General features: G+C 60.0%; 24 protein-coding genes, 6 tRNA genes and 1 other RNA gene. 19 read left to right on the forward strand and 12 right to left on the reverse strand.

All coding sequences use genetic code 11. The features are described 5' to 3' along the window. Positions 1–23: 23 nt before the first annotated feature. The gene (locus CCANI_RS00370) at positions 24–830 is read left to right on the forward strand and encodes a hypothetical protein (protein WP_246118246.1); all 807 of its coding nucleotides are present in this window, start codon (positions 24–26) and stop codon (positions 828–830) included. Between the two features lie 19 nt (positions 831–849). Then, the gene (locus CCANI_RS00375) at positions 850–1,281 is read left to right on the forward strand and encodes a GtrA family protein (RefSeq protein WP_246118247.1); all 432 of its coding nucleotides are present in this window, start codon (positions 850–852) and stop codon (positions 1,279–1,281) included. Here CCANI_RS00375 and glfT1 read toward each other — a convergent pair. Then, a complete protein-coding gene (gene glfT1 / locus CCANI_RS00380) occupies positions 1,278–2,195 on the reverse strand; it encodes a galactofuranosyltransferase GlfT1 (RefSeq protein ID WP_146324751.1) in 918 nt (305 codons plus the stop codon). The two genes, CCANI_RS00375 and glfT1, sit on opposite strands and share 4 nt — an antisense overlap. A 208-nt stretch (positions 2,196–2,403) precedes the next feature. On the opposite strand from glfT1, the gene CCANI_RS00385 reads away from it, so the two are divergent. Continuing rightward, a complete protein-coding gene (locus CCANI_RS00385) occupies positions 2,404–3,381 on the forward strand; it encodes a metal ABC transporter substrate-binding protein (protein WP_146324752.1) in 978 nt (325 codons plus the stop codon). 59 nt (positions 3,382–3,440) lie between these two features. Beyond that, positions 3,441–3,989 carry an isochorismatase family protein gene (locus CCANI_RS00390; protein WP_146324753.1) on the forward strand — a complete coding sequence of 183 codons (549 nt, stop codon included), beginning with the start codon at positions 3,441–3,443 and terminating at the stop codon, positions 3,987–3,989. A gap of 87 nt (positions 3,990–4,076) precedes the next feature. On the opposite strand, the gene wzt is transcribed toward CCANI_RS00390, so the two are convergent. Then, on the reverse strand, positions 4,077–4,895 hold the full coding sequence (wzt, locus tag CCANI_RS00395; protein ID WP_146324754.1) for a galactan export ABC transporter ATP-binding subunit Wzt/RfbE: 819 nt from the start codon (positions 4,893–4,895) through the stop codon (positions 4,077–4,079). Between the two features lie 20 nt (positions 4,896–4,915). Beyond that, complete coding sequence (gene wzm, locus CCANI_RS00400; protein ID WP_146324755.1) at positions 4,916–5,860, reverse strand: galactan export ABC transporter permease subunit Wzm/RfbD; 945 nt, start codon at positions 5,858–5,860, stop codon at positions 4,916–4,918. A gap of 40 nt (positions 5,861–5,900) precedes the next feature. Here wzm and CCANI_RS00405 point away from each other — a divergent pair, with 40 nt between their 5' ends. After that, positions 5,901–7,136, forward strand: a complete 1,236-nt coding sequence (locus CCANI_RS00405) for an aminotransferase class V-fold PLP-dependent enzyme (RefSeq protein WP_186750302.1) — start codon at positions 5,901–5,903, stop codon at positions 7,134–7,136. An 83-nt stretch (positions 7,137–7,219) separates the two neighbouring features. On the opposite strand, the gene CCANI_RS00410 is transcribed toward CCANI_RS00405, so the two are convergent. Then, positions 7,220–8,185 (reverse strand): NAD(P)H-quinone oxidoreductase, encoded by a 966-nt coding sequence (locus CCANI_RS00410; RefSeq protein ID WP_146324756.1) that lies wholly within the window; start codon positions 8,183–8,185, stop codon positions 7,220–7,222. Between the two features lie 80 nt (positions 8,186–8,265). On the opposite strand from CCANI_RS00410, the gene CCANI_RS00415 reads away from it, so the two are divergent. Beyond that, positions 8,266–8,352: transfer RNA gene (locus CCANI_RS00415), tRNA-Ser, on the forward strand. Between the two features lie 57 nt (positions 8,353–8,409). Here the strand turns inward: CCANI_RS00415 and CCANI_RS00420 are convergent. Beyond that, a complete protein-coding gene (locus CCANI_RS00420) occupies positions 8,410–8,919 on the reverse strand; it encodes a hypothetical protein (protein WP_146324757.1) in 510 nt (169 codons plus the stop codon). A gap of 48 nt (positions 8,920–8,967) precedes the next feature. Next, a complete protein-coding gene (locus CCANI_RS00425; protein ID WP_146324758.1) occupies positions 8,968–9,993 on the reverse strand; it encodes a histidinol-phosphate transaminase in 1,026 nt (341 codons plus the stop codon). An 81-nt stretch (positions 9,994–10,074) separates the two neighbouring features. On the opposite strand from CCANI_RS00425, the gene CCANI_RS00430 reads away from it, so the two are divergent. The 4 genes from CCANI_RS00430 to CCANI_RS00445 all read left to right on the forward strand — a co-directional run bounded on the left by CCANI_RS00430 (position 10,075) and on the right by CCANI_RS00445 (position 12,543). Beyond that, positions 10,075–10,166: transfer RNA gene (locus CCANI_RS00430), tRNA-Ser, on the forward strand. Between the two features lie 17 nt (positions 10,167–10,183). Next, positions 10,184–10,256: transfer RNA gene (locus tag CCANI_RS00435), tRNA-Arg, on the forward strand. Positions 10,257–10,795: 539 nt separating this feature from the next. Then, positions 10,796–12,376, forward strand: a complete 1,581-nt coding sequence (locus CCANI_RS00440) for an SLC13 family permease (RefSeq protein ID WP_146324759.1) — start codon at positions 10,796–10,798, stop codon at positions 12,374–12,376. 94 nt (positions 12,377–12,470) lie between these two features. Further along, a tRNA-Arg gene (locus tag CCANI_RS00445) sits at positions 12,471–12,543 on the forward strand. 336 nt (positions 12,544–12,879) lie between these two features. Here CCANI_RS00445 and CCANI_RS00450 read toward each other — a convergent pair. After that, positions 12,880–13,884 carry a prephenate dehydrogenase gene (locus CCANI_RS00450; protein ID WP_146324760.1) on the reverse strand — a complete coding sequence of 335 codons (1,005 nt, stop codon included), beginning with the start codon at positions 13,882–13,884 and terminating at the stop codon, positions 12,880–12,882. 38 nt (positions 13,885–13,922) lie between these two features. On the opposite strand from CCANI_RS00450, the gene CCANI_RS00455 reads away from it, so the two are divergent. The 6 genes from CCANI_RS00455 (at position 13,923) to tgt (ending at position 19,254) form a co-directional block, all read left to right on the forward strand. Next, positions 13,923–14,438, forward strand: a complete 516-nt coding sequence (locus tag CCANI_RS00455; protein WP_146324761.1) for a tRNA adenosine deaminase-associated protein — start codon at positions 13,923–13,925, stop codon at positions 14,436–14,438. Beyond that, on the forward strand, positions 14,431–14,910 hold the full coding sequence (tadA, locus tag CCANI_RS00460; protein WP_222432955.1) for a tRNA adenosine(34) deaminase TadA: 480 nt from the start codon (positions 14,431–14,433) through the stop codon (positions 14,908–14,910). The genes CCANI_RS00455 and tadA overlap by 8 nt, the downstream gene beginning before the upstream one ends. 92 nt (positions 14,911–15,002) lie before the next feature. Next, positions 15,003–15,212 carry a CsbD family protein gene (locus CCANI_RS00465; protein ID WP_146324762.1) on the forward strand — a complete coding sequence of 70 codons (210 nt, stop codon included), beginning with the start codon at positions 15,003–15,005 and terminating at the stop codon, positions 15,210–15,212. A gap of 51 nt (positions 15,213–15,263) precedes the next feature. Continuing rightward, positions 15,264–15,354, forward strand: a tRNA-Ser gene (locus tag CCANI_RS00470). A gap of 193 nt (positions 15,355–15,547) precedes the next feature. Next, entirely contained in the window at positions 15,548–17,989 is a 2,442-nt protein-coding gene (locus CCANI_RS00475; RefSeq protein ID WP_146324763.1) for an MMPL family transporter, read from the forward strand. A gap of 11 nt (positions 17,990–18,000) precedes the next feature. Next, positions 18,001–19,254 carry a tRNA guanosine(34) transglycosylase Tgt gene (gene tgt / locus CCANI_RS00480; RefSeq protein ID WP_146324764.1) on the forward strand — a complete coding sequence of 418 codons (1,254 nt, stop codon included), beginning with the start codon at positions 18,001–18,003 and terminating at the stop codon, positions 19,252–19,254. On the opposite strand, the gene CCANI_RS00485 is transcribed toward tgt, so the two are convergent. From CCANI_RS00485 to CCANI_RS00505, 5 genes are all read right to left on the reverse strand, one after another. Then, positions 19,230–19,901 carry a queuosine precursor transporter gene (locus CCANI_RS00485; RefSeq protein ID WP_146324765.1) on the reverse strand — a complete coding sequence of 224 codons (672 nt, stop codon included), beginning with the start codon at positions 19,899–19,901 and terminating at the stop codon, positions 19,230–19,232. The genes tgt and CCANI_RS00485 overlap by 25 nt on opposite strands. Before the next feature lie 79 nt (positions 19,902–19,980). Further along, the gene (locus CCANI_RS00490; RefSeq protein WP_146324766.1) at positions 19,981–20,778 is read right to left on the reverse strand and encodes a hypothetical protein; all 798 of its coding nucleotides are present in this window, start codon (positions 20,776–20,778) and stop codon (positions 19,981–19,983) included. A gap of 180 nt (positions 20,779–20,958) precedes the next feature. Beyond that, the gene (locus tag CCANI_RS00495; protein WP_146324767.1) at positions 20,959–22,461 is read right to left on the reverse strand and encodes a flotillin family protein; all 1,503 of its coding nucleotides are present in this window, start codon (positions 22,459–22,461) and stop codon (positions 20,959–20,961) included. A gap of 28 nt (positions 22,462–22,489) precedes the next feature. Then, the gene (locus CCANI_RS00500) at positions 22,490–22,996 is read right to left on the reverse strand and encodes an NfeD family protein (protein ID WP_146324768.1); all 507 of its coding nucleotides are present in this window, start codon (positions 22,994–22,996) and stop codon (positions 22,490–22,492) included. 211 nt (positions 22,997–23,207) lie between these two features. Continuing rightward, positions 23,208–23,295, reverse strand: a tRNA-Ser gene (locus tag CCANI_RS00505). Between the two features lie 123 nt (positions 23,296–23,418). Here CCANI_RS00505 and ffs point away from each other — a divergent pair. The 3 genes from ffs to CCANI_RS00520 all read left to right on the forward strand — a co-directional run bounded on the left by ffs (position 23,419) and on the right by CCANI_RS00520 (position 25,508). Then, an RNA gene (ffs, locus tag CCANI_RS00510) (signal recognition particle sRNA small type) lies at positions 23,419–23,515 on the forward strand. 164 nt (positions 23,516–23,679) lie between these two features. Next, on the forward strand, positions 23,680–24,945 hold the full coding sequence (locus CCANI_RS00515; RefSeq protein WP_425457351.1) for an aspartate aminotransferase type Ic: 1,266 nt from the start codon (positions 23,680–23,682) through the stop codon (positions 24,943–24,945). After that, positions 24,945–25,508 carry a suppressor of fused domain protein gene (locus CCANI_RS00520; protein WP_186750304.1) on the forward strand — a complete coding sequence of 188 codons (564 nt, stop codon included), beginning with the start codon at positions 24,945–24,947 and terminating at the stop codon, positions 25,506–25,508. Before CCANI_RS00515 ends, CCANI_RS00520 begins: the two co-directional genes overlap by 1 nt. Positions 25,509–25,521: the final 13 nt, after the last annotated feature.

The raw sequence follows: 25,521 nt of genomic DNA on the forward strand, positions 1-25,521 counted from the left end.
GAAAAATAACTACCCTGGCTTTTATGATGCACCGCGCACCAAGAACCGCGCTGCTCCATGCGGAACTTTCTCACCACGAGGGTGCAATCCAGCGCACCATTGGTGTGAATGACGCGCTCTCGCTCACCGAGGTGGCTGGCATCCTACGGACGTGTTTTAGCCTGCAGGCGAATTCACCGTGGTCGTTCCACTACGGCTCGGAAACCGTGGACCCCCAGAGTTGCCTGCACATGTATCCCCGATTGCGCTTCCGGTGGGGCCTGTGGGACATCGACCTTGAAACCCTAGAGACCTACCCGCGCGATCGCGGCACCCCGCGCGCCCTGTGCATTGCGGGTTCCGGTTCGCTTCGGGAGGAATTTAATCCCAGCGCGATCAATGAGTTGCTTACCGGCAAGGCCACCACGGAGGCGATCCTGCGCCGCGTCCACCCCGAGGTCGCATCCGTGATCGAACGCTCCCGCATCCGGGATTTTGTTTCCCTGCTGCAGGCGCTGGACCTGCCCGCCCCCACCGAGGCCCGCGACCAGCGCGAAACCACCCTCCCATTAGAAGAGGACGCCGCCGGGCGGGACGCGTTTTGGTCGCTGATCCTCGCGCTGAGTTGTTTGAGCGGCCCGAAGCTCACGGATCATATTGCGGAAACCACCATGGAGGCCTTGGGCTGGGTGGATGATGACGATTCCCGCCTCTCCGCCGATGGCATCCGCGCCCTGTGTTCCGCCTCGCTGCGGGAATTGCAGCGCATCGTCGGCAGTTCCGTGGTCGAACGCTTGGATTGTTATCGCGACCTGCTGCGCGCGCCATCCAGCGCTGCGGAACGCGGCTAAACGTGTAGCATTTCCCAACGTGACTGAAGTTTCAACGTCAACGGACACGCCGCAGGATTTGGGCGCCCGCACTCAGGCGATCCGCTTCATTGTCTCCGGCGGTATCGCGGCGGTCGTAGACCTAGGTTTGTCGTACCTATTCCAGATCATCCTCGGCTTCGGCCCGGGCGTTTCCCGCACCGTCGGTTTTATTTTTGGTACGTTGACGGCCTACATGATTAACCGTCGCTGGACGTTCCAGGCGGAGGCGTCGTCGAAACGCTTCTTAGCGGTGGTTGTCCTTTACAGCATTACCTACGGCGTCAACGTCGGCGGCCACAAACTACTGTTCTATTTGCTGGACGGCGTGCTGAGCGAAAAGCTCGCGTTCCTGTTCGCCTTCCTTATTTCCCAAGGAACCGCCACGGTGATCAATTTCCTGGTCCAGCGCATGGTGATCTTTAAGCGTTAAGGCCGCTCGAAGCGTTCCTTGCGGCCCATCCGGTGCAGCCGGAACCACTCCCAAAAACCGGCCGGGTCGCGCCGCTGCACCAAAAAGAACCACGCGAAGCGGGCGTATTCTTGCGGCAGCAGCCTGCGCATGCCCGGCTGGCTCATCAGGAAACCGCGATTCCGGTATGTGAAAAAGCGTTTGCTTTGGTTATCCGGGTATTGCGTGTGCATCCGCCCGCCCAGAATCGGCTTAAACTCGTCCGAACCATCGGGGTGCAGGTACGCCGCCGTTAAACACGTGCCAAACGGCAAGCCGGAGCGGACGAGCCTGCGGTGGTACTCAACTTCGTCGCCACGAATAAACAGCCGCAGGTCCGGCACGCCGATGCGTTCGAGGGCGTGGCTGCTGATCAGCGCGCCATTGAACAAAGACGCGATTCCGGGTAAGAGGTCGTCCCCGGGGTCGGCGGGATTGACCAGCTCCGCACGCCACCTCCGCCATTCCACGCCGCGGCGCAGCGGAAACGCCAGGCGCTCCGGGTTTTCCAGGTTGCACACCACCGGCGAAACCTCCTCCAGCCCGTGCCGGGCGGCGCATTCTTGCAGCGTGGCCAGCACTTTTGCGCCTTCGGGGCGGCCATCGTCGTCGGCGCACCACACGGCGTTAGCACCCAGGGCGAGCGCGGTGAGGAAACCGTACGCGAAGCCGCCCGCCCCGCCCAAATTATGGCGCGAGGGCAGGTATACGCCGCGCTCGCCGGCCACCTCCCGCACCAGTTGTTCCACCGCTTCTTCGCAACCATTGTCTACCACGATGATCCATTTCACCGGCTGCGTTTGCGCCGCAACCACGCGCAGCGAATGCTGCAGCAATTCAACGCGCCGATGCGTAACAATGACCGCCGCGACATTATCAGTGGGGGAGAGAGGCATGCGCACATTCTCCCACACTCCACCGCCGCTTTTCGACGCCGCGCTCGCCTCCCCGCACGCCCTGCCGCACCCCCGCCTTGTGTTCGAATGAAAATGCAAGAACGCAGGGTAGGGTTAATTTTGCACAACCAGAGGTGTTTTCTTAATCACCCCCGAATGGCAGCGCGCCGGTCGGTGCTGAAAATTGTGCTCTTTAGACTAGGGGTTCATGAGAGCAAACTATACGATAAACCGCCGCAACTTCCTGCGTGCTGCGGGTACTTTCGTGTTGGTTGGCGGACTTGTGGCCTGCACTCATAGCTATGTGGAGGATCGGGTAGAACGCCCAACTCCCAAAAACTCCGCCCTTACTGTATTTGCTACTACCGGTTTTATCGGCGATATCGTGCGCAATATCGCACCCGATGCGGAAATCACCGTGATGGTGGGGCCCGGCGGAAACCCGCACAAGTATGAACCAACGCTCGCGGACATTAAGAAGATCCAAAGTTCCGATGTGGTGTTGTGGACCAGCCCGCAATTGGAATCGTTGCTGAGCGATCAATTGGAGGCGCAAGATACCCGCCAATACGCCGTGCTGAAGGCGATCACCGACGCGGATTCCCTAGTGCAGCCCACCCGCACCGCGTGGGTTTCCGCGACGATTCCGCAGTCGCTGCTGGCAGACCCGCATGTGTGGATGAGCCCTCCGATATGGCAGGAAGTGGTGCGCGCCGTGGCTGCCAAGCTTATCGCCGCCGATGAGAAGAACGCCGAAACCTACCGCACCAACGAGGACATCTACCTGCGGCGTATCGACGAAGCGGCGGCCTACGTGGCAGAGCAAGTTGCGGCGATCCCGGAAGATATGCGCGTGCTTATTAGCAGCTATGACGGATTTCACTACTTTGGCAAGGAGTACGGCTTCGAGGTGCACGCCGCCGCGGGTCACGCCAAGGAGCTCGGCGACCTTGTCCTGGAACGCAATATCAAAACCCTGTTCCCCGATAATGTGAGCGGATCGGGCGGCGTGCGGGCGGTGCAGGACGTGGTGCGCGCCCGCGGCGGCCAGGTCGCCCTTGCGGATCGCGAATTGCTGGTGGGCTCGCTGGGCGATACCGCACCGCTAGACAGTTATGTGGGCGCGCTGCGTTACAACGCCGATGTGATCCGCGCCGCCCTAGAGGCGAAGAAATCACATACCTAGCGGGCATCGATTTTCGTAGTTCTGTGCGGGTGGCCCGCAAAGGTCTTCATAATTGATATATGAGTACTGCACTGCTTGTCATCGATGTCCAAGATTCCTTCCGCAAATTGCCCAGCTGGGAATACATCTCAGACCCAGATCTCGCGGCGAAGATCGCCAAGCTGGTGGACCACGCCCGAATGAAGAAGCACTTCGTGGTGTGGGTGCTGCACGCGGACCTCGGCACCAAGGGGCCCTTCGACCCCGCCGGCGGCTTAGTCCAATTGCAGCCCGGCCTTGTTCCCGCTGGTGGGGAACCTGTGATTACCAAAACCAGCCATAATGCGTTTACTACCACCAACCTGCAACAGATGCTTACCTTCCGCGGCATTGACACGATCCAAGTGGTGGGCATTCGCACCGAACAATGCGTGGAAACCACCGCCCGCCTAGCCTCCGACCTTGGCTATGAAGTGGAATTCATTCGTGACGCTACCGCTACCCACCCGATTTCCGTTCGCGGCCAAGAAGAACCCATTCCGGCGGCCGAGGTAATAGACAGAACCTGTGCGGTGCTATCTGGGAGATTTGCCAAGATCGTTACCATTGCGGACGTCCTGGCCAGCTAATTCCCCCAATTTGCCCCGGATAAAGCGCGCCTTAAAAGGGCATTCAGGTGGGTAATTCCCGAACCTTGAACGCCCTTAGGGGCCGAGTTAGGAAGCGGCTTCCTTGGAGGCTTCTTGTCGCTCTTTTTCCATGCGTTCCATAAGGCGACGAACATGGTCCGCAGCGCCTTTGCCCTCGTAGGCTTCGACGATATCGTCCACCGCGCCCGCCTGCCGGATTTCCCCGTGATCCACCCACAGGGCGGAGTCGCACAACTGGGCGAGAAAGTCATTGGAGTGGGAGGCAAACACCAGGATGCCGGAGCGCTCCACCAGCTCCTGCAAGCGCACCCGCGCCTTCGCCATAAACGCCGCATCCACCGCGCCAATGCCCTCATCCAACAGCAGGATTTCCGGCTCGATCGACGTGACCACGCCCAGGGCTAGGCGGATACGCATGCCCGTGGAATAGGTGCGCAATGGCATGGACAAATACTCGCCGAGCTCGGAAAACTCCGCTATCTCATCCATCTTCTGCTTCATTTGCTTACGCGTCTGACCCAGAAACAGCCCGCGAATAATGATGTTCTCATAGCCGGAAATCTCCGGGTCCATGCCGACGCCTAAATCGAAGACGGGGGCGACGCGGCCGTCGATAAGCGCGGAACCACGTGTGGGCTCGTAGATGCCGGAAAGCAGGCGCAACAGCGTGGACTTGCCCGCGCCGTTATGCCCCACGAGGCCCACCCTGTCGCCTTCGCGCAGGTGCAGGTTAATGTTCTTCAGCGCCTCCACCACCACAACGTTGTCCGCGTTCCGGCCGATCACGCCGCCGGCAGCGCCGAGGAACGCCTTCTTCATGGAGCGGGACTTCGCGTCAAAGATCGGGAAGTCTACGCAGGCATTATAGGTATCAATGGCAACCATTTGAGTTGTATCTCCGTCTACTAAACCCAGTAACTTACGCGGAACCGCCACTGCTTCATTGCCAGCAATGCGATCAGCAGGCCGAAGCACGTGCAGCCAAGTACAACCCACCAGTGGTATGCGGGCAAATCAACACCGATGAGTGGGGCGCGAACTACCTCCATGTAGTGGTACAGCGGGTTCAGCTCCGCAAGGCGGGCGCGGGACTGGATTTCGCCACCTTGTTCTTTCAGGGTTTGGGTGGTCCACACGATCGGCGTGACATAGAACAGTAGCTGTGTGAGTGCCTCCAAAAGGGGGGACACGTCGCGGTAGCGGGTGGCGATTACTCCAAAAAACATCGCTACCCAAACCCCGTTCAGAATGAGTAGAAACATTGCGGGGAACGCGAGAAGTACTTGCCAGCCCAATGGCCTGGGGAAAACTAGCATCAATACTACCCAAATAACCATGTTGTGTGCCAAGAAAAGCGTCTGTTTCCAGACCAATCTATACACATGGACAGACAACGCTGAGGGTAATTGTTTGATCAGCCCCTCGTTGTCTATGAAAATGTCAGAGCCTTCTTTGATTGCTCCCGAGATAAAATTCCACATGATCAAACCAACGGTCACATGTGGAAGAAACTCTGCTACCGGTATTTTGAAAAGAACCGAATAGAGTAGCCCAAGCGCTAAAGCCATCACGCCGGTGGCGATTGTTATCCACAGGGGGCCGAGAACACTTCGTCGATAACGCTGTTTTATGTCCTGCCAACCTAACTGCAGCCACAACTCATGCTGGCGAAAACCATTCACAAGGTCTGACCATGCGGCATGAAAAGTCTTTGACTGGGATGTGGGTGCATGAGCAGGATCGACTTGCGTAATTCGATCGATGTCTTCCTGCCGAAACCTCTTCGATGCTACTTCTGACACAAAGACCACCCTAGCTGTATAGTCGCGCAAATCGAGTGAAGCAGGCATACTAGGTGGGTATCTTCGCACGGCAAGGAGTGAGTAACAGATGGTGTTTGACGTGGCCCGAGTACGCGGGCTTTACGTCTCCTTGAGTGACGGTTGGACCTACCTAAACGCTCATGAGAGCCCTCAGATACCTGAAAAGGTTTCCGGCGCTGTGGCGCGATCCTTCCGTATGGCTCCGTCTGTTGCGCAGGTTGAGCCTTCCACAGGGTCGCATTCACGTTCGCAGGAACAAGGACGCCCACTAGGTAAGAGCTTTGCAGATTCCGCACGCTGGGCAATCGCAGACTTGGTCGGTGCCTCCGCAGACTGTGTAGTGCTGGGGCCAAACTTAGAAATGTTGTACAGATCGCTTGCCGACGCCCTGCCGTTCCGCTCCCACAGCGTCGTCCTCTCGCAAGCAGACTCCCGGATCTTAACCAACCCGTTTCGGCGCTCCGATACCCAAGTATCTTGGGCGCAACCTGATCTGGGTACGGGGGACCTCCCAGACTGGCAATTCCGGAGCCTCATAACGGGGGGAACCCGATTGGTTTCATTCGCCGCCGCGCACCCCTATGTTGGTGCCGTGGTGCCCGTGGAAGAGATCAGCAATATCGTCCACGAGCGCTCCCGCGCATGGGTCTTGGTGGATGCCACCGCCGTGATCGGCTACCGGCCCATCGACATGGACGCGTGGGGCGTAGATATCCTCGCCTTCGATTGCGCCGCTATGGGCGGCCCGAACGTCAGCGCCTTGGTCTTCCGAGACACTTCCATGTTCCCGCGCCTTACATCGCTGCGAGAGGGCGTGGAAGGGCCTGAGAAATTGGAGCTGGGCCGCATGGCGGCCGGCATGCTCGGCGGCGTGGCAACGCTGGTGGACCACATGGCGGATCTGGACGAGGACGCGATGGGCAAGCGCCGTCGCCGCCTGCACGTGAGCATGCAGGAGTTGAATTCGTACCTGCGTTCACTGAACAACTATGCGATTGAGTCCTTGCGTGGCCTGCCGCGCGTGCACCTCGTGGGCATTTCCGGGGAGGCCGCCGAGTATGGCGACGTCGGCCGCATCGACCGCGTGCCACGCCTCACCTTTGTGGTGCACAATGTGCCAGCGGAGACGGTGCAGCAACGCCTCGCCGCCAATGGCCTGGTTACCACCGTCAGCCCCAATGACCCCCTGCTCAATGCGATGGGCGTGGCGGATGCGGGTGGCGCCGTGACCATCGGCCTCGCGCCGTTTAACACCACCAACGATATCGATCAGCTCACGCGGGTGGTCGCTTCACTCGCCTAGCCTTGCCATCGGCAATGTGAGCATCTGCGTTTGGGGTGACCACTACGGAAACCTCACCGACCGATTCGGAGTGAGCTGGGGATTTAACTTTCAGCCACCGCAAGAATAACCTTGCCCGTGACCTCGCCGGAAGCGAGCGCGGCGTGGGCGGAAGCGGCGTCGCTAAGCGGGAACGTAGCGTGAATCTGGTGCGTTACCGTGCCTGCGGCCAGCAGCGGCCACACGTGCTCGACGGTGTCCGCAACAATGCGCGCCTTATCCTCCAAATCGCGTGCGCGCAATGCCGTCGCGGAAATAGAACCACGTTTAGAAAGCAGGCGAGCAATGTTCAGTTCACCCTTGATGCCGCCCTGCAAACCGATGATCACGAGGTGACCGTCCATCGCCAAGGCGCGGATATTCGCATCCAGGTACTTTGCGCCAATGATATCCAGGATGACGTCCGCCTTATTCTTCATCACCTCGGCGAAATCATCCTCGCGATAATTGATCAAAATATCCGCGCCCAGACGCCGGCACGCCTCCAGCTTCTCGGCGGAACCCGCCGTAACCGCCACCGTGCACCCCAGCGCCTTGGCCAACTGAATGGCAAAGGTGCCAATGCCGCCCGCGCCGCCGTGGATCAGCAACGTTTGGCCCTCGTGCAGGCCCGCCAACATGACCAAGTTCGACCACACCGTGCACGCCACCTCGACGATACTGGCCGCCTCCGCAAAGGAATAACCCTCCGGGAGCGGCATGAGCTGGCCCTCGGGGACGGCCACGTACTCCGCGTAACCGCCGCCCGCAAGCAAACAGGCCACCCGATCGCCTTGAGAAAACTTGGTGGTACCCGGGTCCGTGATAATGCCCGCGCACTCCAAACCCATGATCTCGCTCGCGCCCGGCGGGGGCGGGTAATGGCCAGCAGCCTGCAACAAGTCCCCACGATTCACACCCGCAGCGCAAACCTTCACCAGCGCCTCGCCGGGGGCCGGGGTCGGAGTGGGAACCTCTGCCAGCGTCAAGGAAGTTTTATCGCTCGGATCCGCCAAAATAATCGCCTTCATGGGTACCAGGCTAGGGCAAAATCGTGCACTCGGGGGACAATCAGGTAAACTTAGCCCGCTGCCGTTTCCAGGTAGCAAAAGGAAGTATGGCAGAGCGGCCGAATGCACTCGCCTTGAAAGCGAGCGTCCCGTGAAACGGACCGGGGGTTCAAATCCCTCTACTTCCGCACAACGATTCCCCAGTTCCATGTGGTGCTGGGGAATGTTTGTTTACGCGGGTGGAGCTACCAGCCGTAAAGACTCGCGCGCTCTCGAAGCGATGTGCAAAACTCCTGATCGGTGATGGCTCCAGTCTCGCAAGCGTAGAGGCTTTGGAGCTCTCCGCTACTGGGGTTAGGGTTGCCGTTGGCGTCGACGCCGTAACCGCACTGGTAGTGCGGGCACGTGCCTCCGTTGGCAAAGGGGATAGTTGCGGGATCAGGTTGGGCGCCCGACTGACTGCCGCAGTACTCGGTATTGCGGACGGTACCATCGGACATGAGCGATTGCCCCGGCGTGTCGAGGAGGCATTCGACTACATATGGCTCGTTCGTGGCTGCTGGTTCGGCCGGGGGTGGTGTGACCGGTTGTTGCTGCTCGGCCCGAGGTGTGGTCGGTTCGCTGCTGCTGCTGGTTGCGGACGTGGTGGTTGTGGCGGTGCTGGGCGTTTGTGAATTCGCACCGTCATCATTGCTGCAACCAGCCATGACGGAGGTTGCCGCTAGTGCTAGCGGCAGGAAAATCTTTTTTATCATCGACCATTTGCCTCCTTAGAGCGAAACCTCAGTTTACGCTCAGGCGGGTTAGTGGTCGGAGATTGCCTTCCAAGCTTCGATGAGGCGATCCATCTCGGAGGGGTTGGTGACGGTAATGCGGATGCCCTCCGGGAAGCAGCGCACAAGAATATTGCGGTCCGCGAGGAGTTGGGCGGTTTCGGCAGAAGCGCCGGGGATCCATACGAAATTGGCCTGGGATTCGATGGTTTTCAGGGTGGCGGCCACGCGCTCACGTTCGAACACCACCTCGTTGGTGCGGGCGAGAATCGCGTCGGCGGCATGCAAGGAGGCGACGGCACCCGCTTGGGCGACGCTATTGACCGCAAAGGGGATGGCCACCTTCTGCAATGCCGAAATGATAGGGGCCGGGCCGAAGGCATAGCCCACGCGGGCACCCGCTAAGGCAAAAGCCTTGGAGAACGTGCGCAGGCCAACGAGGTTTTCATAAGAGTGGATCAACTCGTGGGCTAAGGGGGTGTCCTCGGTACGCAGGTATTCGAAATATGCCTCGTCCAAGGCAACGATAATGTTCGAGGGGACGGCGGCCATAAACTCCTGAAACTCCGCCTTGGAAACGATGGTGCCAGTCGGATTATTCGGGTTACATACAAAGATCAACCGCGTGTTCGGAGTCACGGCGGCCGCCATCGCCGCGAGATCCACACGGTGATCCTCCGAAAGCGGGATAGCAACCGGGGTGGCGCCGGCGACCTGGACGAAAATGGGGTAGCCCTCAAAACTACGCCACGGAAAAATCACCTCGTCGGAAGCATTCGCACAGGTGATCTGGACTAATTGCTGGCATAAGGCCGAAGAGCCGCAACCCACGGCCACCTGTTCGCTGGGCAGGTTGAGGCGGGAGGCGAGGGCGTCGATAAGCACGGAAGACGTCATATCGGGGTAGCGGTGCGTAGTCGTGGCGGCGGCCTGCATCGCCAGCACCACCGACGGCAACGGCTGATACGCCGTCTCATTACTGGAAAGCTTCAAAGCGCCCTCCGCACGAGTGCCAGGAACATAATCGGGAAGGGCGGTAAGGTCAGCGCGAATCATGTTGCAACCATACCGCGTGGCCTTGGTATTTGGTGGTGACCGGGCGCGATGGGTAGGATAATGAAGTCTCGCATTGAACATGGAGGCGTGCCAGAGCGGCCGAATGGGACTCACTGCTAATGAGTTGTCTTCCTAACCGAGGACCGGAGGTTCAAATCCTCTCGCCTCCGCCACATTCAATGCGAGCAAAGCGCCCGTAGCTCAACGGATAGAGCATCTGACTACGGATCAGAAGGTTAGGGGTTCGAATCCCTTCGGGCGCGCACGTTGAAACCCCAGCTAGGACGTAGGTTTTAGGTGGGGTTTTGTGGTGTGCTGGGGGTGTTGTGGGAGTGTTTGCGTTGCTTGCGTGAATTCAGCGGCAGCGGGCGGCAAGGTTTCGAATCCCTTCGGGGGCGCGGTGCCCTCGGGCATTCGTGATGGGTGGTTTGCGGGTAAGGGCCTCATTCGGGGGTGGTGTGTAGGGTTGTGTAGTGTCTCGGCTGTAACTGTGAAAGATTGCGAAGAAATCGCTGGTAGTGCGCGGTTTTCACTGGTCAGGACGGCGACGGGGGAGGGTAAAGATGAATAAAACATTGTGGGCTTGCGGGTGTAATGGCGTGTACTTGGGGTTTCGATTAATTGAGAGCAGCCTAAGAGTCGGGTGTAGCCACTAAACGTTGTACGGTTAGACTAGGTCGCAGCAGATATGAGACGTGCATCACTGCGCAAGCGTTGTGGCCGAAGACTGTAAAGGGCCTTGCTCCAATCCGTTACAGCGGTACACGGGGGAGGCCTAAGGGCAAAAGCATAGGGATTTCTTATGAGTACAGAAGCGACGAAGGAACCAAAAGTCGTCGACGCGGACAAGCTTGAGGACGGTTCCCACGACATCAGCGCCTGGCCGCGGCAAGCGGCAGGCATGATCGGTGGCCTTGCCTTAGCGCTGCTGGTCTATTATTTCTTCCCCGCCTCTGCGGTCGACCTCGTCAGCGCGGTGGCCAAAGACCCAGAAGCCGAATATAGCTATGAGGCCATGCGCATCACCGCTGCAACGGCGGTGCTTATGGGTGCCTGGTGGATGACCGAGGCCATTCCGCTGGCCGCAACCGCGCTGGTTCCTCTGGTGGTATTCCCCGTACTGCAAGTGGTCAAGTTCGATGATATTGCCACGCCGTACGCCTCGCCCACGATCTTCCTGTTTATGAGCGGGTTTATCCTCGCGCTCACTATGCAAAAGTGGAACCTGCACCGGCGGCTCGCATTGCTTGTGGTGCTGGCGGTGGGGACCAAACCAAAGCAGCTCATCGGCGGATTTATGCTGGCAACCGGGTTCCTCTCCATGTGGGTTTCCAATACTGCGACCGCTGTGGTGATGCTTCCCATCGGGTTGTCCGTGCTTGCGCTGACCGCAGGCATTGTCGGCGGCCACGATAAACAACGCAACTTTGCCACCGCGCTCATGCTGGCCATCGCATACGCTGCATCTATTGGTTCGCTGGGCACAATCATTGGTACCCCGCCGAACGCGCTTCTTGTGGCGTATCTTTCCGAAAACCACGATGTGCATATCGGCTTTGGGCAGTGGATGCTGGTGGGGACCCCACTTGCGATCGTGTACATGATTTTGGCTTGGTTTATTCTGACCACCGTGTATAAGCCCGAAATGAAGACCATTCCGGGCGGCAGGGAAGTTATCCAAAATGAACTGAACAAGATGGGCAAAATGAAGCGCGGCGAAATCCTCACCGCGATTGTGTTCCTGGCGGCGGCGCTTTCTTGGATCTTCATTCCGATTGCACTGAAGCTGACCGGTTCCAAGCTCAGCATTGCGGACTCCGCAATCGGTATGACCGCCGCGATCTTGCTGTTTATGATCCCCGTGGACAAGGACGGTCACCGGTTGATTGACTGGCCGACGGCCGTCAAGCTGCCGTGGGACGTACTGTTGCTCTTCGGCGGTGGCCTGGCGCTATCTAAAATGTTCACGGATTCCGGGCTCTCGCTCTATATCGGCGAACTGGCAAAGGGCCTGCACGTGTTGCCGATCATCCTGATGATTGTCGCCGTCACCACGCTGATTATCTTCCTGACCGAGTTCACTTCCAATACCGCCACCGCTGCGGCTTTCCTGCCGATCATTGCAGGTGTGGCCGTGGGTATTGGGCTCACCGAGGCGGGCAACCAAAACGTGCTGATCCTGACCATTCCGGTTGCGCTCGCCGCCACCTGCGCATTTATGCTGCCGGTGGCAACGCCGCCGAACGCGGTTGCCTTTGGCTCCGGGTACGTCAAGATCGGCGAAATGATCCGCGGTGGGTTGTGGCTCAACCTCATCGGCATCGTGCTGATCACGCTCACTACATACTTGCTCGCCGTGCCAGTATTCGGCCTGGTCTTGTAGCCAAACAAGTTAGCGAGCATGGCCTGACCTGCGAATTTGTTGACTTTCGCAGGTCAGGTGTAATGTATGTTCACGTTGCACAGCGCAACGGTTTGCGCCCGTAGCTCAACGGATAGAGCATCTGACTACGGATCAGAAGGTTAGGGGTTCGAATCCCTTCGGGCGCGCGATACAAAACCCTCCGTGTATCCCATGCGGAGGGTTTTGGCGTGCCAAGGGGAGTTGGAGAGAAAGTTAGTGTGCAATCGCTGACCTGCGATCGTCCGGAATTTCTTCATTGGGCGCCTCAACGAAGAATAAAAAGACGATTTGCAGCGTTTTTGGGCGAGATTCGTCCGGAATTTCTTCGTAAGACCCCCGAATGAAGAATAGAAAGACCAGCCCCAGGTCGGCAGTTGTGCACAACCTATCGGCCACGGCGGCGGCGACCCCGGCCCAGGCCAAAATCCACCGGCACACCCCCAAACACCCCCAAACACCCCCAAACGCACCCAAACTCACCCCTAGAACACTTCGATGCGCGCCCCAAGGTCCTCGGCTTGGATCAGCTGGTTGACCCACCCTTTGCTGCCGGGTTGGAAGCGGATTACCGGCCTATGGGAGACCCCTTTGGCCTGCGCCCGGCTGCCGGACCGAGCTTCGTATCGAATGCGCGATCTATACCCGGCGTCGACGAGTTCTTCGACGCTGGGCTTGGCTGCGGCGAGGTTGGCGCGGGCGTCGACAAGCAGGGTGATGGCCTCATCGACGGCGGTAAGCAGGGCGGCGTGATTGGTCTCACACATGGCGCGGACGAGGGAGGGGGTAGAGCCCGCAACGCGCGTGCCATCGCGAAAACTGCCGGCGGCCAGGGACAGGGCGAGCGCGCCGCCGTTATCGCCGATGATCGCCAGGGTTTCCGCAAGAATGTGCGGCAGATGGGAAATGCGTGCGACGGCGGCATCGTGGTTGTCCACGCGCGAAGGGATAACCTCGGCACCCACGAGCCGGGCGATATGGACCACGTCCTCCCACAGCCGAATCCACGACTCGGAAGGCTCGCCTTCGTACGCATGGTCGAAGGTAATCACCCACGCCGCGCCGCAGAACAGCCCGCGTTGGGAGGCGGACCACCCGCTATCCGCGGTGCCTGCCATTGGGTGACCACCCACGTATCGGTCCGCCATTCCGCGTTCGCAAACCAGTGCGTAAACCTCGCCTTTTACGCTGACCACGTCGGTAAAGCCGCACGTAGGCGCGTACTCGCCAAGGGCGTCTAATAGCGAGGCGATCGCGGGCATCGGCGTGGCTAAGACGATCAATGCGCCGTCGTTTTCCGCGCGTTGTAGCACCGCCGCCAAATCGGACTGAACATCGAACCCTTCTTCGGTTGCCACGCGGGCGGCGGAGGGGGAACGCTGGAAGCCATACACGGGGTGTCCGGCGGCGGTGAGGTCGCGCAATAGCGAACCGCCGATCAATCCGAGGCCAAGAATGCAGACGGGGCGGGAGATAGTTGTAGTGGTCACCTGACAAGTGTGGCATATACCAGCTACGGTTACGGACTATGAACGAAACCGAGGCCCTCCAAGAACCCGCGACGGACGTGAGTTTCGCGGTCACCGTTTGCCGTGTGCCCTCCGGAGCGTGGTACGTCGTGGGGATGGACACGGATTTTTCCGATATCGAAGACACCGTCCGCAAGGCGCAGGCCATCTGCGAACACGGACAGGTGTTCACGATGAGCTGTGTCGATGAGGACTATTTTGTGCTGGCACGCCACGTGGGCGACCGCGTTGAGCTGCTGCTTTCCGACGCCTGCATGGCGGTCAATGACCCCTACGCCGCTTCCGTGCTCGAAAAGACGGGCGGCTGTATCCCCGAGCTGGGCGAGTGTGATTTTGCTGACCCCTGCCCCGAGGGTAACCCCGGCCTGCTCGCCGACCTGGGCCTTTCCGCCGACACCATGCGCGCCATCTGCAACGATAATGACCTGCTGCCGAGCGCCCAGCTGCTGTGCGTGGCGGCTGAGCTGGGGTTCGCCTCCGAATTCGCACAAGCAACCGATTTAAACCTTGACTAGTTTGCCGCGCCCGACCAGCGTCCTCCGCGACGAGGGTTATATGCGCCGCGCCCTCGAAGTTGCCCGCCGTACGCCGCTTATCGACGTCCCGGTGGGCGCCGTTATCTTCGCCCCCGACGGCCGCGAGCTCGCCGCCGCCACGAATCGTCGGGAGGCCGATGGCGACCCCACGGCCCATGCGGAAATCCTTGCCTTGCGGGAAGCCGCACGTGTTTTCGGTGATGGCTGGCGGCTCACCGGGTGTACCATCGCCGTGACCTTGGAACCTTGTGCGATGTGCGCCGGGGCGCTCGTGGGCGCGCGGATCGGGCGGATCGTGTTCGGCGCCTGGGAGCCGAAAACCGGTGCCTGCGGATCCGTATTCGATGTGGTCCGCGATCCCGCGGTGCTGCACCCCGTGGAGGTGCGCGGCGGCGTGCTCGAACCCGAATGCGCCGGGTTGATCGCCGATTTCTTTCGGGACCGAAGGTAACAACGCGGTATCAATGTGGCTGTGTTATGGCACCCGCCGGTGGGGTTTCCGTAGCGTGGAGGTCCCATTCAAGAATGCGAAGGAGAATTCAAGTGGGAGACTTTGGAAACAAGGCGGAGAAGTTCGGCGGCAAGGTCAAGGAGTCCGTCGGCGAGGCGATCGGCGACGAGCGGACCGCAGATGAGGGCCGCGCCGATCAGACCAAGGCGGACTTCAAGGAAAAGGTCAGCGATGCCGGGGATTCCGTAAAGCACGCTGCGGACAAGGTGCTGGGCGCGTTCAGCAAGGACGAAAAGCGCTAGTTCGCCCTGGTGATTTGGCGGATCTAATCCCGGGCCGATAAGCTACGTGGCGGTGGCGTGTCCGAGCGGCCGAAGGTGCTCGCCTCGAAAGCGAGTGTTGGGTAATCCCCAACCGGGGGTTCAAATCCCCCCGCCACCGCCAACATATTTCGGGTTCAGCCTCCAGCTAGTGGTAACTAAGCTGGGGGCTGTTCGCTATGCGTGCGTGGTCGGACACGGGGTAGGCTTTTCCCGTGGTGGAGTGTTTTGCGCGGGTGCGTTGCTTGCTCCCCCATATCGCTAGACTGTGAGCGTCGTATTCATGCTGTCGAGTACCTTGAGGAGTTTTCTTCACCGTGGCCAAGCTGCTGTTCCGCATCGGCCGGTTCTCGTATCGTCGGAAATGGGCCGTCCTCGCGCTGTGGGCTGTCGTGTTCGCCGCGATCGCGGGTTCCGCCTCCGCGTTTCAGCGCGGCTTTGATGATGTTTTTACTATCCCAGGCACTCCCTCACAGCAGGCTGCGGAATCCTTAGTTGAGCTGTTCCCGGATCAAAAGAATCCATTGGAGGCCTCTGGGATTAACCTCGTGTTTGCCGCCCCGGAAGGGCACCGCTTAGACGAGCCGAAGTATTCCAAAGCCATTGATTCGGTGATTCAGCACATCGAAAAAGAGCTTCCTGATCTCACTGATACGCGGCGTTTTGGTAATCCCGTGACGCTTAGCCCGCAGCTGATGCAGGGCGTTATCGAGCAGGAAACGCAGACTGGCATGCCCCTTGCCATGGCCGAAAAGGACGCCTATAACCTGCGCCTGGTCAGCGACGATGGCCGCATCGGCTACACCACCTTTGGTCTCGACGTCCCGCGCCCCGCCGCCGTCACGGACGAGCACCGCCGCGTGGTCAATGACGCCATGCAATTGGGCCGCGATCAGGGATTGCAGGTGGAAGGCGGCGGCGCGGCGTTCGGTGACCCGCTGGTGATCAAATCCACCAGCGAGATCATCGGCATCGCCGTCGCCTTTATCGTGCTTATCTTTACCTTCGGTTCGCTGATCGCCGCGGGTTTGCCGCTGGTCACGGCGGTGGTGGGCGTCGGCATTGGCAGTGCGTCAATCATTTTGGCCACCGCCTGGGCGCCGCTCAATAACACCACCCCGGTGCTGGCGGTGATGCTCGGCCTTGCGGTGGGCATCGACTACGCCTTGTTTATCGTTTCACGTTTCCGGGCGGAGTATCAGCGCGCCCCGAGGGATGAGGCCGCCGGCATGGCGGTGGGCACGGCGGGTTCGGCGGTGGTATTCGCCGGGCTGACCGTGATTATCGCGCTGGTGGCCCTGACCATTGTGAATATCCCCTTCCTCACCTATATGGGCCTGGCGGCGGCGTTTACCGTTACCGTCGCGGTGCTGGTCGCCCTGACCTTGCTGCCCGCCCTCTTGGGCGTGGCCGGGCAATACGTGTTTGGCCTGCGCCTGCCGGTAAAGCGCAAACGCACCAAGCGCAACGGCATTGTGCGCCGCTCCAAGGGCCGCCTGTGGGTGAGCTTTGTGCACAGGTTCCCCGCGCTGGTGCTTACCGTGGTGGTGCTGGGCTTGGGCGCGCTCACCGTTCCCGTGATGCGGATCGAACTGGCGTTGCCCTCGGACACTATCTCCAACCTGGACACCACGCAGCGCAAGTCCGCCGATCTGATGAAGGAGGGTTTCGGCCCCGGCATCAATGCGCCGTTCCTGCTTGTGGTGGACGCAAACGAGGTGAATACCGAGGCCCAATCCCTGGCACCGCTGGTGGGGATTTTGGAGGATGAGGCCAAGCGCAAGGAAGAGCCCTTTAACAAGAAGGAAGCCGCCGCCGTCGCTTCCTTTCAAACCATCGTGCAGCAATTTGCCACGCACCCGGGCGTGAAGCACACGCAGATCGTGGCCATTAGCGAAAATGGTGCCGCCGCGCAGTTATTGCTAACCCCGAATTATGGTCCGGAAGACCCGATGACCAGCCAACTCATGTCGGCCCTGCGGGCGCGTGAACATAGCATCGAGGACGCCACCGATGTGAAGATTGGCATCACGGGTTTGACGCCCATTCAGCGCGACGTTACACAGAAGCTTTCCGACGCCATGCCCGTCTACCTCGCCATCGTGGTCGGCCTCGCCATTATTCTGCTGCTCGTGGTGTTCCGTTCCGTGATGGTTCCGGTGGTCGCGGGCCTTGGGTTCCTGCTGTCCGTGGGTGCCGCGTTCGGCGTGACCGTCCTGTTTTGGCAGGAAGGGCTGTGGAATATGGTGAATACGCCCGGCCCGCTGATCTCCTTTATGCCCATCTTCCTGATCGGCGTGACCTTCGGCCTAGCCATGGACTACCAGGTGTTTCTGGTGTCCCGCATGCGGGAGCATTACACCAAGATCGCGGGTAGAACGCACGATACCGACTACAACACCGTGGAGGAATCCATTATCGAGGGCTATACCCTCGGCTCCCGCGTGGTCACCTCCGCCGCGCTCATTATGATCGCGGTCTTTGTCGCCTTTATTGATCAGCCACTGCCGTTTATTAAGATTTTCGGTTTCGCGCTCGGCGCCGGCGTGTTTTTTGATGCCTTCTTTGTGCGCATGGGCCTCGTGCCAGCGGCGATGTTCCTGCTCGGCCGCGCCACCTGGTGGATCCCTTCGTGGCTGGATCGCATCCTGCCCGTCGTCGACGTTGAGGGTGCCGCACTGGAGGCCGAATGGGAGCGCCTGCAGGCGGAACGGGACAGCCTGGAGGCGGACAGGTTGCTTGCGTTGCCGAGGGGCTAGACTCTTTGTCCATGACGCAAGACACCTCCTTTGAGCTGCACACGCGCCTGGAATCGTCACCGCACGGGCGTACGGGAACCATCCACACCCCGCACGGCGATATCGCCACCCCGGCGTTTATTCCGGTAGGCACGAAAGCAACGGTGAAAACGCTCACGCCCGAGCAGGTGCGCTCTACCGGCGCCCAGGCCGTATTAGGCAACGCTTATCACCTATACCTGCAGCCAGGGCCCGAAATCGTCGATGCGGCCGGCGGGCTTGCGGCGTTCCAAAATTGGGACGGCCCCACCTACACGGATTCCGGCGGTTTCCAGGTGATGAGCCTCGGCGTGGGCTTTAAAAAGGTGCTTGCCATGGACACCAAGGGGCTCACCGAGGCGGATATTCGTGCGAAACGCAAGGATCGCATGGCCAAGGTGGACGAGGAAGGCGTGGATTTCCGCAGCGTTATCGATGGCTCCAAGCACCGCTTTACCCCCGAGGTGTCCATGCAGATCCAACACCAGCTGGGTGCCGATATTATGTTCGCTTTCGACGAGCTCACCACGCTGGTGGATACCCGCCGCTACCAGGAGGATAGCGTCGCCCGCACTCACCGCTGGGCGCAGCGTTGCCTCGACGAGCATGAGCGCCTTACCCAGGCGCGCGCGGGCAAGCCCCTGCAAAGCCTGTGGGGCGTGGTGCAGGGCGCCCAATACGAGGATTTACGACGCCGCGCCGCCCGCGGCCTCGTGGAACTCTCCACCGCCGCCGAAGCCGCAGGCAAGCGCGGGTTTGGGGGCTATGGGATTGGCGGTGCCTTGGAAAAGGAAAACCTTGGCACCATCGTCGGCTGGGTTTGCGATGAGCTCCCCGAAGATCGCCCCCGCCACCTGCTCGGCATTTCCGAGCCGGATGATCTCTTTACCGCCATCGAGTACGGCGCGGATACCTTTGATTGCGTGGCACCGACCCGCCTGGGCCGCCACGGCGGGGTGTATACGCTGGACGGGCGCGTGAACCTCACAAAGGCCCAGTTCAAACGCGATTTCGAGCCTATCGACGCCGAGCTGGGCGGCTATGTTTCCGAAAACTACTCCCGCGCCTATATCCACCACCTATTGCGGGCGAAAGAATATCTTGGTGGCACATTGTGCACCCTGCACAACCTGCATTTCCTAGTCGGCCTGGTAGATAATATTCGCGCCGCAATTACCGGCGGCTATTACGAGGAATACCGCGATGAATTCCTCGGGCGCTATTACGCCGCAGGCTCGGCGAAATAGCCTTCCCGCTGTTTCACCCATCGGATCGCGGCGTAGGTGATCGGCATGACGGCCACCTCGACCAGGGTTTTCCAGGCGAAGCCAAAGAGCGTGTAATTTACGGTGTCCCCCACGGTGGTGATCCCGATGGCGGGCGCCGCGATCAGGCAAAACACCAGCGTATCGCCGAATTCACCAACCAGCGTGGAGCCGAGCAGGCGGGCCCACAAGGATTTTTCGCCGGTCTTTTCCTTCAGCTTGACCAGCACCCAAGAATTCAGCAGCTGCCCGACTAGGTAGCCCGCCAGGCTGGCCAAAACGATCTGCGGCACCAGCCCCAAGATCGTGGCGAATTGCGGCTGGTGCTCATAGAATTCGGCGGCGGGCAGCGCGATGGCGATATAGAAGGAAACCACCGCCAAAATGGTCACGCCGAAGCCAGTCCAAATGGCCCGCCGAGTCGCGCGGAATCCGAAACACTCGGCCAGCACATCGCCAATCACATAGGCGAGCGGGAATAGGAAGAAGGCGCCGTCCGTGATAATCGGCCCAATCGCCACTGCCTTTGTGGCAGTGATATTGGAAATCACAAAGACGGCGACAAAAAGTGCAAGGAGCACTGGGTACAAACTACGTTGCACCGGAATAAAACGTGCATTGCTGGACATGGCTGTACATACTTCCACAGCGCGGCGCGCAACCACCACTTAGAAAGCATGCTGCGCGCATAAAACCCAAGGGTGCAAATTAATCCTCAAGCACCAACTCCGCATCCGTGATGGCTAAGGGTTCCACACTGCCCGGTGTCAACGGGTGGAATTGGTGCGCGTTTTCGCCGACTGGGACGGAGAGGCAATGGGCGTCGGTAATAAAGGTAAGCGCAAGCAGCGACGCAAACTGGTTGAGCAGCACGGTGGCCTCAAAGCGATCAATATCGTCCGCCTCCGGGGCGTCCACCGTAAGCAAACCGTACAGCTTATCCGCGCTGCTTACCGGCATGGTGGCAAAGCACTCGTAGGCGAAATCCTCGCCCTTGATCTCATTGGTATCGGACTCGTAGCGGCCCTCGTTCAGGTGCATGGCCAAGCGCAGGGACTCATCCGCCGCCGTAAACACCCGATTGGAACGCTGGTTCTGGCGGCCGTCGTGCCCCCAGGACGCGGCGCGCAACTCCACCGGATCCGTATTGGTGACCAAAAACAGATTCACCCGGACCCCGCTGCCGGGGCCCAGGCGATCCTTCACCATGCTGAGGATATTGCGGCGGGCGTTGTTCAGGCGGATCTCCCGCAGCTTGCGGTCCTCCACATTCAACGTGTCGCCCACATCCTGCGTGGCCTGCGTTAATTCCTGAAGCACGGACTCCACCGCAGCTTTTTGCGAAGCCCGCCGCTCCTGCTCGAGGACCTTTTTGCGGCTATCCCGCAACCTGCCCAATACCAAACCGAAAAACGCCACCGCCCCGCACAGAATCGCAATAGGCAGGCGTTCCGTTCCAGCGACGGCGGCCGCCGCCGAACCGAAAACCACCATCGACTGGAACACAATCGGGTGAATTGTAGAAATTCTGCGCGCCCATTTTGGTTCCGGCAATACCGGGTCGTACGCCGAGCTTATGGTTTTGGGATTTCGGTTAAACATAAGCCCATAAGTAGCAGCGGCGCAGTGCCTGGGCAATAGGGGGTAGCGTTTTGCTGAAGGTTGCGTTATGAACCCATTGAAAAGTTATAAATTGGGCTCCGGCTCTGGCTTGGGCTCCGGTTCGGGATCGGCGGCGCGCTGCAGCACCTTCGCCACATCATAGCCCGTCGCGTCCTTGACCAGCTGCAGCGTCTGCGTCAGATTATCCGTCACCTGGCGCGGAATGGCGCTCGCACCTTCCGTAGACACCACCGTCAGCTTATCGATGTTCCCCATCGGGGCCGCCACCTTCTCCGCGATCTGCGGTAGCACCTCAACCAGCATCTGCAACACGGCAGCCTCGTTGTAGTGCGCGAACGCATCCGCACGCTTATTCATCGCCTCGGCCTCGGCCTGGCCCACCGCCAAGATAGCGGCAGCTTGGGCTTCACCCTCGGCCCGGGTGGCCTCCGCCTCCGCGATACGGCGCGCCTTTTCCGATTCACCCTTCTTGGCACCTTCGATGGCGCTCGCCTCCGCCAATGCAGACCGGCGGGACTTTTCACCCACACCCTCAAGGCGGGCCTTCTCAGCCTCCGCCTCAGCGTTGGCGATAGCGGCGGCCTTGCGGGCGTCGGCGTCGAAAATCGCCGCGTTTCGACGCCCCTCAGCCTCCGTTTCCACGCGGTACCGCTGGGCGTCGGCAGGGCGGCGAACCTCAGTATCCAGCTGGCGTTCCTTCAGCGCTGCCTGCGCCACGGCGACCTTTTCCTGCTCGTGCAGAATCGCCTGGTCGCGATCAGCCTGCGCCAATGGGCCCGAAGCCGCGGCCCGCGCCATCGCCGCATCCGTCTCCGCTTGAATCTCCGCCTGCTTAAGCACCAATGCGCGGCGGGAAATGGCAACCTCCTGCTCCGCCGCGATCTGCGCCTGCTGCGCTTCGCGGGTGGCCTCCGCCTCCGCGACCGCCGCCAACCGGCCAACCTTCGCCGACTCCGGGCGGCCAAGATCGTTCAAGTAGGTGCCGTCATCGGTGATGTCCTGGATTTGGAAGGTGTCCAGGACTAGGCCCTGGCCCGTGAGGGAGGCCTCCGACTCGTCGGTGACGCGCTGGGCGAAGGCCGCACGGTCCCGAATAATCTGCTCTACCGTAAGCGAACCCACGATCGAACGCAGGGAACCGGCGAGGGTCTCCTGGGTAAAGGTCTCAATCTCTTCCTGCTGCGCCAAAAAACGCTGCGCCGCGGCGCGGATCGAATCCTCATTGCCGCCAACCTTGACAATGGCGACGCCCTCCACATTCAGCTTGATGCCCTGGCCGGACACCGCATTGCGGATGGTTACCATGATGCGGCGGGAGGAAAGATCCAAGATGTGCAGGCGCTGGATAAACGGGATCACAAACACCCCGCCGCCCATGACAACCTTCTGCCCGCTCAGGTCGGTGGAAACCAGGCCCGTCTCCGGATTGCGGACCTCCTTACCCCGGCGGCCGGTGATAATAAACGCCTCATTTGGCTTTGCAACCCGGTACCGGTTGGCTATGAGCAAACCCACCAACACGATCACGGCCACAAGGCCAAGAATCGCAATAATCAAATTAAACACTGCACCTTTCAATTATGAGTCGAATTGACTATGGGAGCGCATTCAGCGAGACCACCTCGACGGCGGTAGGGGACAGGATTGACACAACCCACACCTCACTCCCAGCCGGAATCGGCTCCGGCGACCGCGCCGCAATCTTGCGGGTCTGGCCGCCAACACTGATATTGATCTCCCCGTAACCATCGACGGGAATGGCCGTAATCACGCGGCCACTATGCCCAACCATGGATTCAGACCGGAAACTCACTGCATGCTCACTGGACTTCAAAGCCTTAGTCAACCGAATGGCACCAAAGGCCGCGAGGCTACCAATAACAAAGCCGATAACCGCAGCCCAAGTCACGTTTTCCGTCACCGCCATGCCTAGCGCACCCCCGAAACCGAAGGCACCCAAGAACGCGGCGAAACTCGAAAGCGAAAACAGATCACTGTCAATCGCGTCAAGGTTTAGCAGGCCGTCCAGAATATCGCCGACTAGCAACGCGAAAATGATCAAGACGAGTCCAATGGAACCAATGATCAAAAATGTGGTCACTAATGCCCCCTTTCGGCACCCCTAATTATAATTAAGATATACGTCGCCCGCAGCGGGCGCTGAGAAACCTACCCCCATAAACGTGTGTTTATGCCCCCAAAAATGTGGGATTGCTGCCGATTGTTCGAAAATCTGATTGGGCAATCCTTGGCCGCCCCACAGCCGTATATGGAAAAGGCCCCCTCCCGGCGGTTGCTCGGTGGGGGCCTTGTGGCGGAGGATAGGGGATTTGAACCCCTGAGGGATTGCTCCCAACACGCGTTCCAGGCGTGCGACATAGGCCGCTAGTCGAATCCTCCAAGAAACAGAACGCAGGTGGCGTTGTGTTCCTCAAAGACTGTACACGCCGGTGTTTGAAAACGCCAAACCCCAGGTGAGGGGTGATGGAGGGGCGTCGATAAGCGGCGTGTGCTAAGGTGTCCTGCAGGACCCCGTGCGGCGTGAATCTTGTGAACTCCCCCAGGGCAGGAATGCAGCAAGGGTCAGCGAGCTCTGACGGGTGCGCGGGGTCCCCAAGCGTACAACCCCCCAGCTAAACGGGGGCATTTTGTATGTTGTGCAGGGCTAGTCCTGCGGTGGGGGAACAGCTACAGTAGGTTGGGCATGGCTGCGCCGGAGCACCTGCGTAGCCTCGCGCATCAGTTGTTTCTACGCTTCACCGTGGAAGGTGGCCTACATTGCAGTTGCAGGACTTTGATTCGACCGAGCTTGCTAAATTCAAAGCGCAGATTGAAAAGGAATACGGGGAGCTGAAAGCCCGTAACCTCAAGCTAGACCTCACCCGCGGAAAGCCCTCCGCGGAACAACTTTCCATTTCCAATGCACTGCTGTCGCTGCCTGGTGAGGGCGATTTTAAGGCTGCTGATGGGACGGATTGTCGGAACTATGGTGGGTTGACCGGCATCGTGGATATCCGGTCCCTATGGGCCGAGGCGCTGGGCCTGCCGGTGGCGAACGTTTGGGCGGCCGATGCGTCCAGCCTCAATATTATGTTCGACCTGATTAGCGCGGCGTGGATCTGGGGGACGCAAGACTCCGAGCGCCCCTGGTCCAAGGAAGAGACCGTAAAGTGGATTTGCCCGGTCCCCGGCTATGACCGCCACTTCACCATCACCGAGCACTTCGGCATCGAAATGATCCCGGTGGATATGAAGGAAGACGGCCCGGACCTTGACGCGGTGCGGGAATTGGTCAAGGACCCGCAGGTCAAGGGCATGTGGTGCGTACCTGTGTTCGGTAACCCCACCGGCGTGACCTTCTCCGAAAAGGTGTGCGAAGAGCTTGCTGCGGTAAAGGCCGCTGCGCCGGACTTCCGCATCGTGTGGGACAACGCCTACGCCATCCACACCCTGACGGACGAATTCCCCAAGGTAGTAAACGTGATCGAGCTTGCGGAGCGGGCCGGCAACCCGAACCGCTTCTGGTTTATGTCTTCCACCTCGAAGATCACCTTCGCCGGCGCCGGCGTGTCCTTCTTCGCGTCCTCCGAATCCAACCTGGAGTGGTACGCCAAGCAGGCAAATGTCCGCGGCATCGGCCCGAATAAGATCAACCAGTTGGCCCATGCGCGCTTCTTTGGCGACGTCGCCGGGCTGCGCGAGGTAATGCTGAAGCACGCGGCGTCGTTAGCCCCGAAATTCCGCCGCGTGTTGGAAATCCTGGAGTCGCGGCTGGGCGAGTACGGTGTAGCAACGTGGACAAAGCCCACCGGCGGATACTTTATTTCCTTGGACGTGGTCGACGGCACCGCAAGCCGTGTCGTGGAGCTAGCCAAGGAAGCGGGCATCGCGCTGACCGGCGCTGGGTCCTCGTTCCCGTTGAAGAAAGATCCGAACGATCGCAATATTCGGTTGGCGCCTTCGCTGCCTCCCGTGGCTGAACTTGAGGTGGCCATGGACGGCGTTGCCACCTGCGTGTTGCTTGCGGCAGTGGAGAAGTATTCGAAGTAGTGAATCTCAAAGAGACGGCCTTTTGGCTCGACAGTGTGTTCCCGTGCTCCTTAAAGTTCCAGCAGATTTCCGGTTTCCATATCGCCACGGCGGAATTGGGGGCGGGGGAATCCCTGGCGTGCTCAGTAGATTTCGGGCACGTGGACACGGGGTTAGTGCTTGTCGACGCCGACGTCCCCGTCCGCTGCGAGATTTTCTGCGTGTCCCGGGCTGAGCCCGCCACGGTTGCCGCATTGGTGACCTCGGCGGTGACCATGCTGGTGGATACGAACACGCGGAGCGCTACGATTCCGGCCCAGCCCGGCACCTTGTTGCCGGGCATGACGGCCTACGGTCCGCGCCAGATCATGGGCGAGCTGTCCGTGAAGCATGGGCTTTTGATAGCCCCGTTCGTGTGGGAACAGGGGGTGCCGCAGGTGCGTGAACCCGATCGCATGACCACGCTGTGCCAGCTGATCCCGCTGACCAACGATGAATTCCTGCATGGGCATACATATGGGGTGCCGGCGCTGCAGGAAGCCTTGATCGAGGAAAACGTTGATCTGATGAACCTGCATAGGTGAGACCGGTAGGCTC

Source organism: Corynebacterium canis, from assembly GCF_030408595.1.
In the GTDB taxonomy this organism is placed as follows: domain Bacteria; phylum Actinomycetota; class Actinomycetes; order Mycobacteriales; family Mycobacteriaceae; genus Corynebacterium; species Corynebacterium canis.

What these genes read in the sequence shown, in the direction of transcription:
- CCANI_RS00370 (WP_246118246.1), top strand. Translation starts at nt 24, where the DNA reads ATGATGCACCGCGCACCAAGAACCGCGCTGCTCCATGCGGAACTTTCT.
- glfT1 (WP_146324751.1), bottom strand. Translation starts at nt 2,195, where the DNA reads ATGCCTCTCTCCCCCACTGATAATGTCGCGGCGGTCATTGTTACGCAT.
- CCANI_RS00385 (WP_146324752.1), top strand. Translation starts at nt 2,404, where the DNA reads ATGAGAGCAAACTATACGATAAACCGCCGCAACTTCCTGCGTGCTGCG.
- CCANI_RS00390 (WP_146324753.1), top strand. Translation starts at nt 3,441, where the DNA reads ATGAGTACTGCACTGCTTGTCATCGATGTCCAAGATTCCTTCCGCAAA.
- wzt (WP_146324754.1), bottom strand. Translation starts at nt 4,895, where the DNA reads ATGGTTGCCATTGATACCTATAATGCCTGCGTAGACTTCCCGATCTTT.
- wzm (WP_146324755.1), bottom strand. Translation starts at nt 5,860, where the DNA reads ATGCCTGCTTCACTCGATTTGCGCGACTATACAGCTAGGGTGGTCTTT.
- CCANI_RS00405 (WP_186750302.1), top strand. Translation starts at nt 5,901, where the DNA reads ATGGTGTTTGACGTGGCCCGAGTACGCGGGCTTTACGTCTCCTTGAGT.
- CCANI_RS00410 (WP_146324756.1), bottom strand. Translation starts at nt 8,185, where the DNA reads ATGAAGGCGATTATTTTGGCGGATCCGAGCGATAAAACTTCCTTGACG.
- CCANI_RS00420 (WP_146324757.1), bottom strand. Translation starts at nt 8,919, where the DNA reads ATGATAAAAAAGATTTTCCTGCCGCTAGCACTAGCGGCAACCTCCGTC.
- CCANI_RS00425 (WP_146324758.1), bottom strand. Translation starts at nt 9,993, where the DNA reads ATGATTCGCGCTGACCTTACCGCCCTTCCCGATTATGTTCCTGGCACT.
- CCANI_RS00440 (WP_146324759.1), top strand. Translation starts at nt 10,796, where the DNA reads ATGAGTACAGAAGCGACGAAGGAACCAAAAGTCGTCGACGCGGACAAG.
- CCANI_RS00455 (WP_146324761.1), top strand. Translation starts at nt 13,923, where the DNA reads ATGAACGAAACCGAGGCCCTCCAAGAACCCGCGACGGACGTGAGTTTC.
- tgt (WP_146324764.1), top strand. Translation starts at nt 18,001, where the DNA reads ATGACGCAAGACACCTCCTTTGAGCTGCACACGCGCCTGGAATCGTCA.
- CCANI_RS00485 (WP_146324765.1), bottom strand. Translation starts at nt 19,901, where the DNA reads ATGTCCAGCAATGCACGTTTTATTCCGGTGCAACGTAGTTTGTACCCA.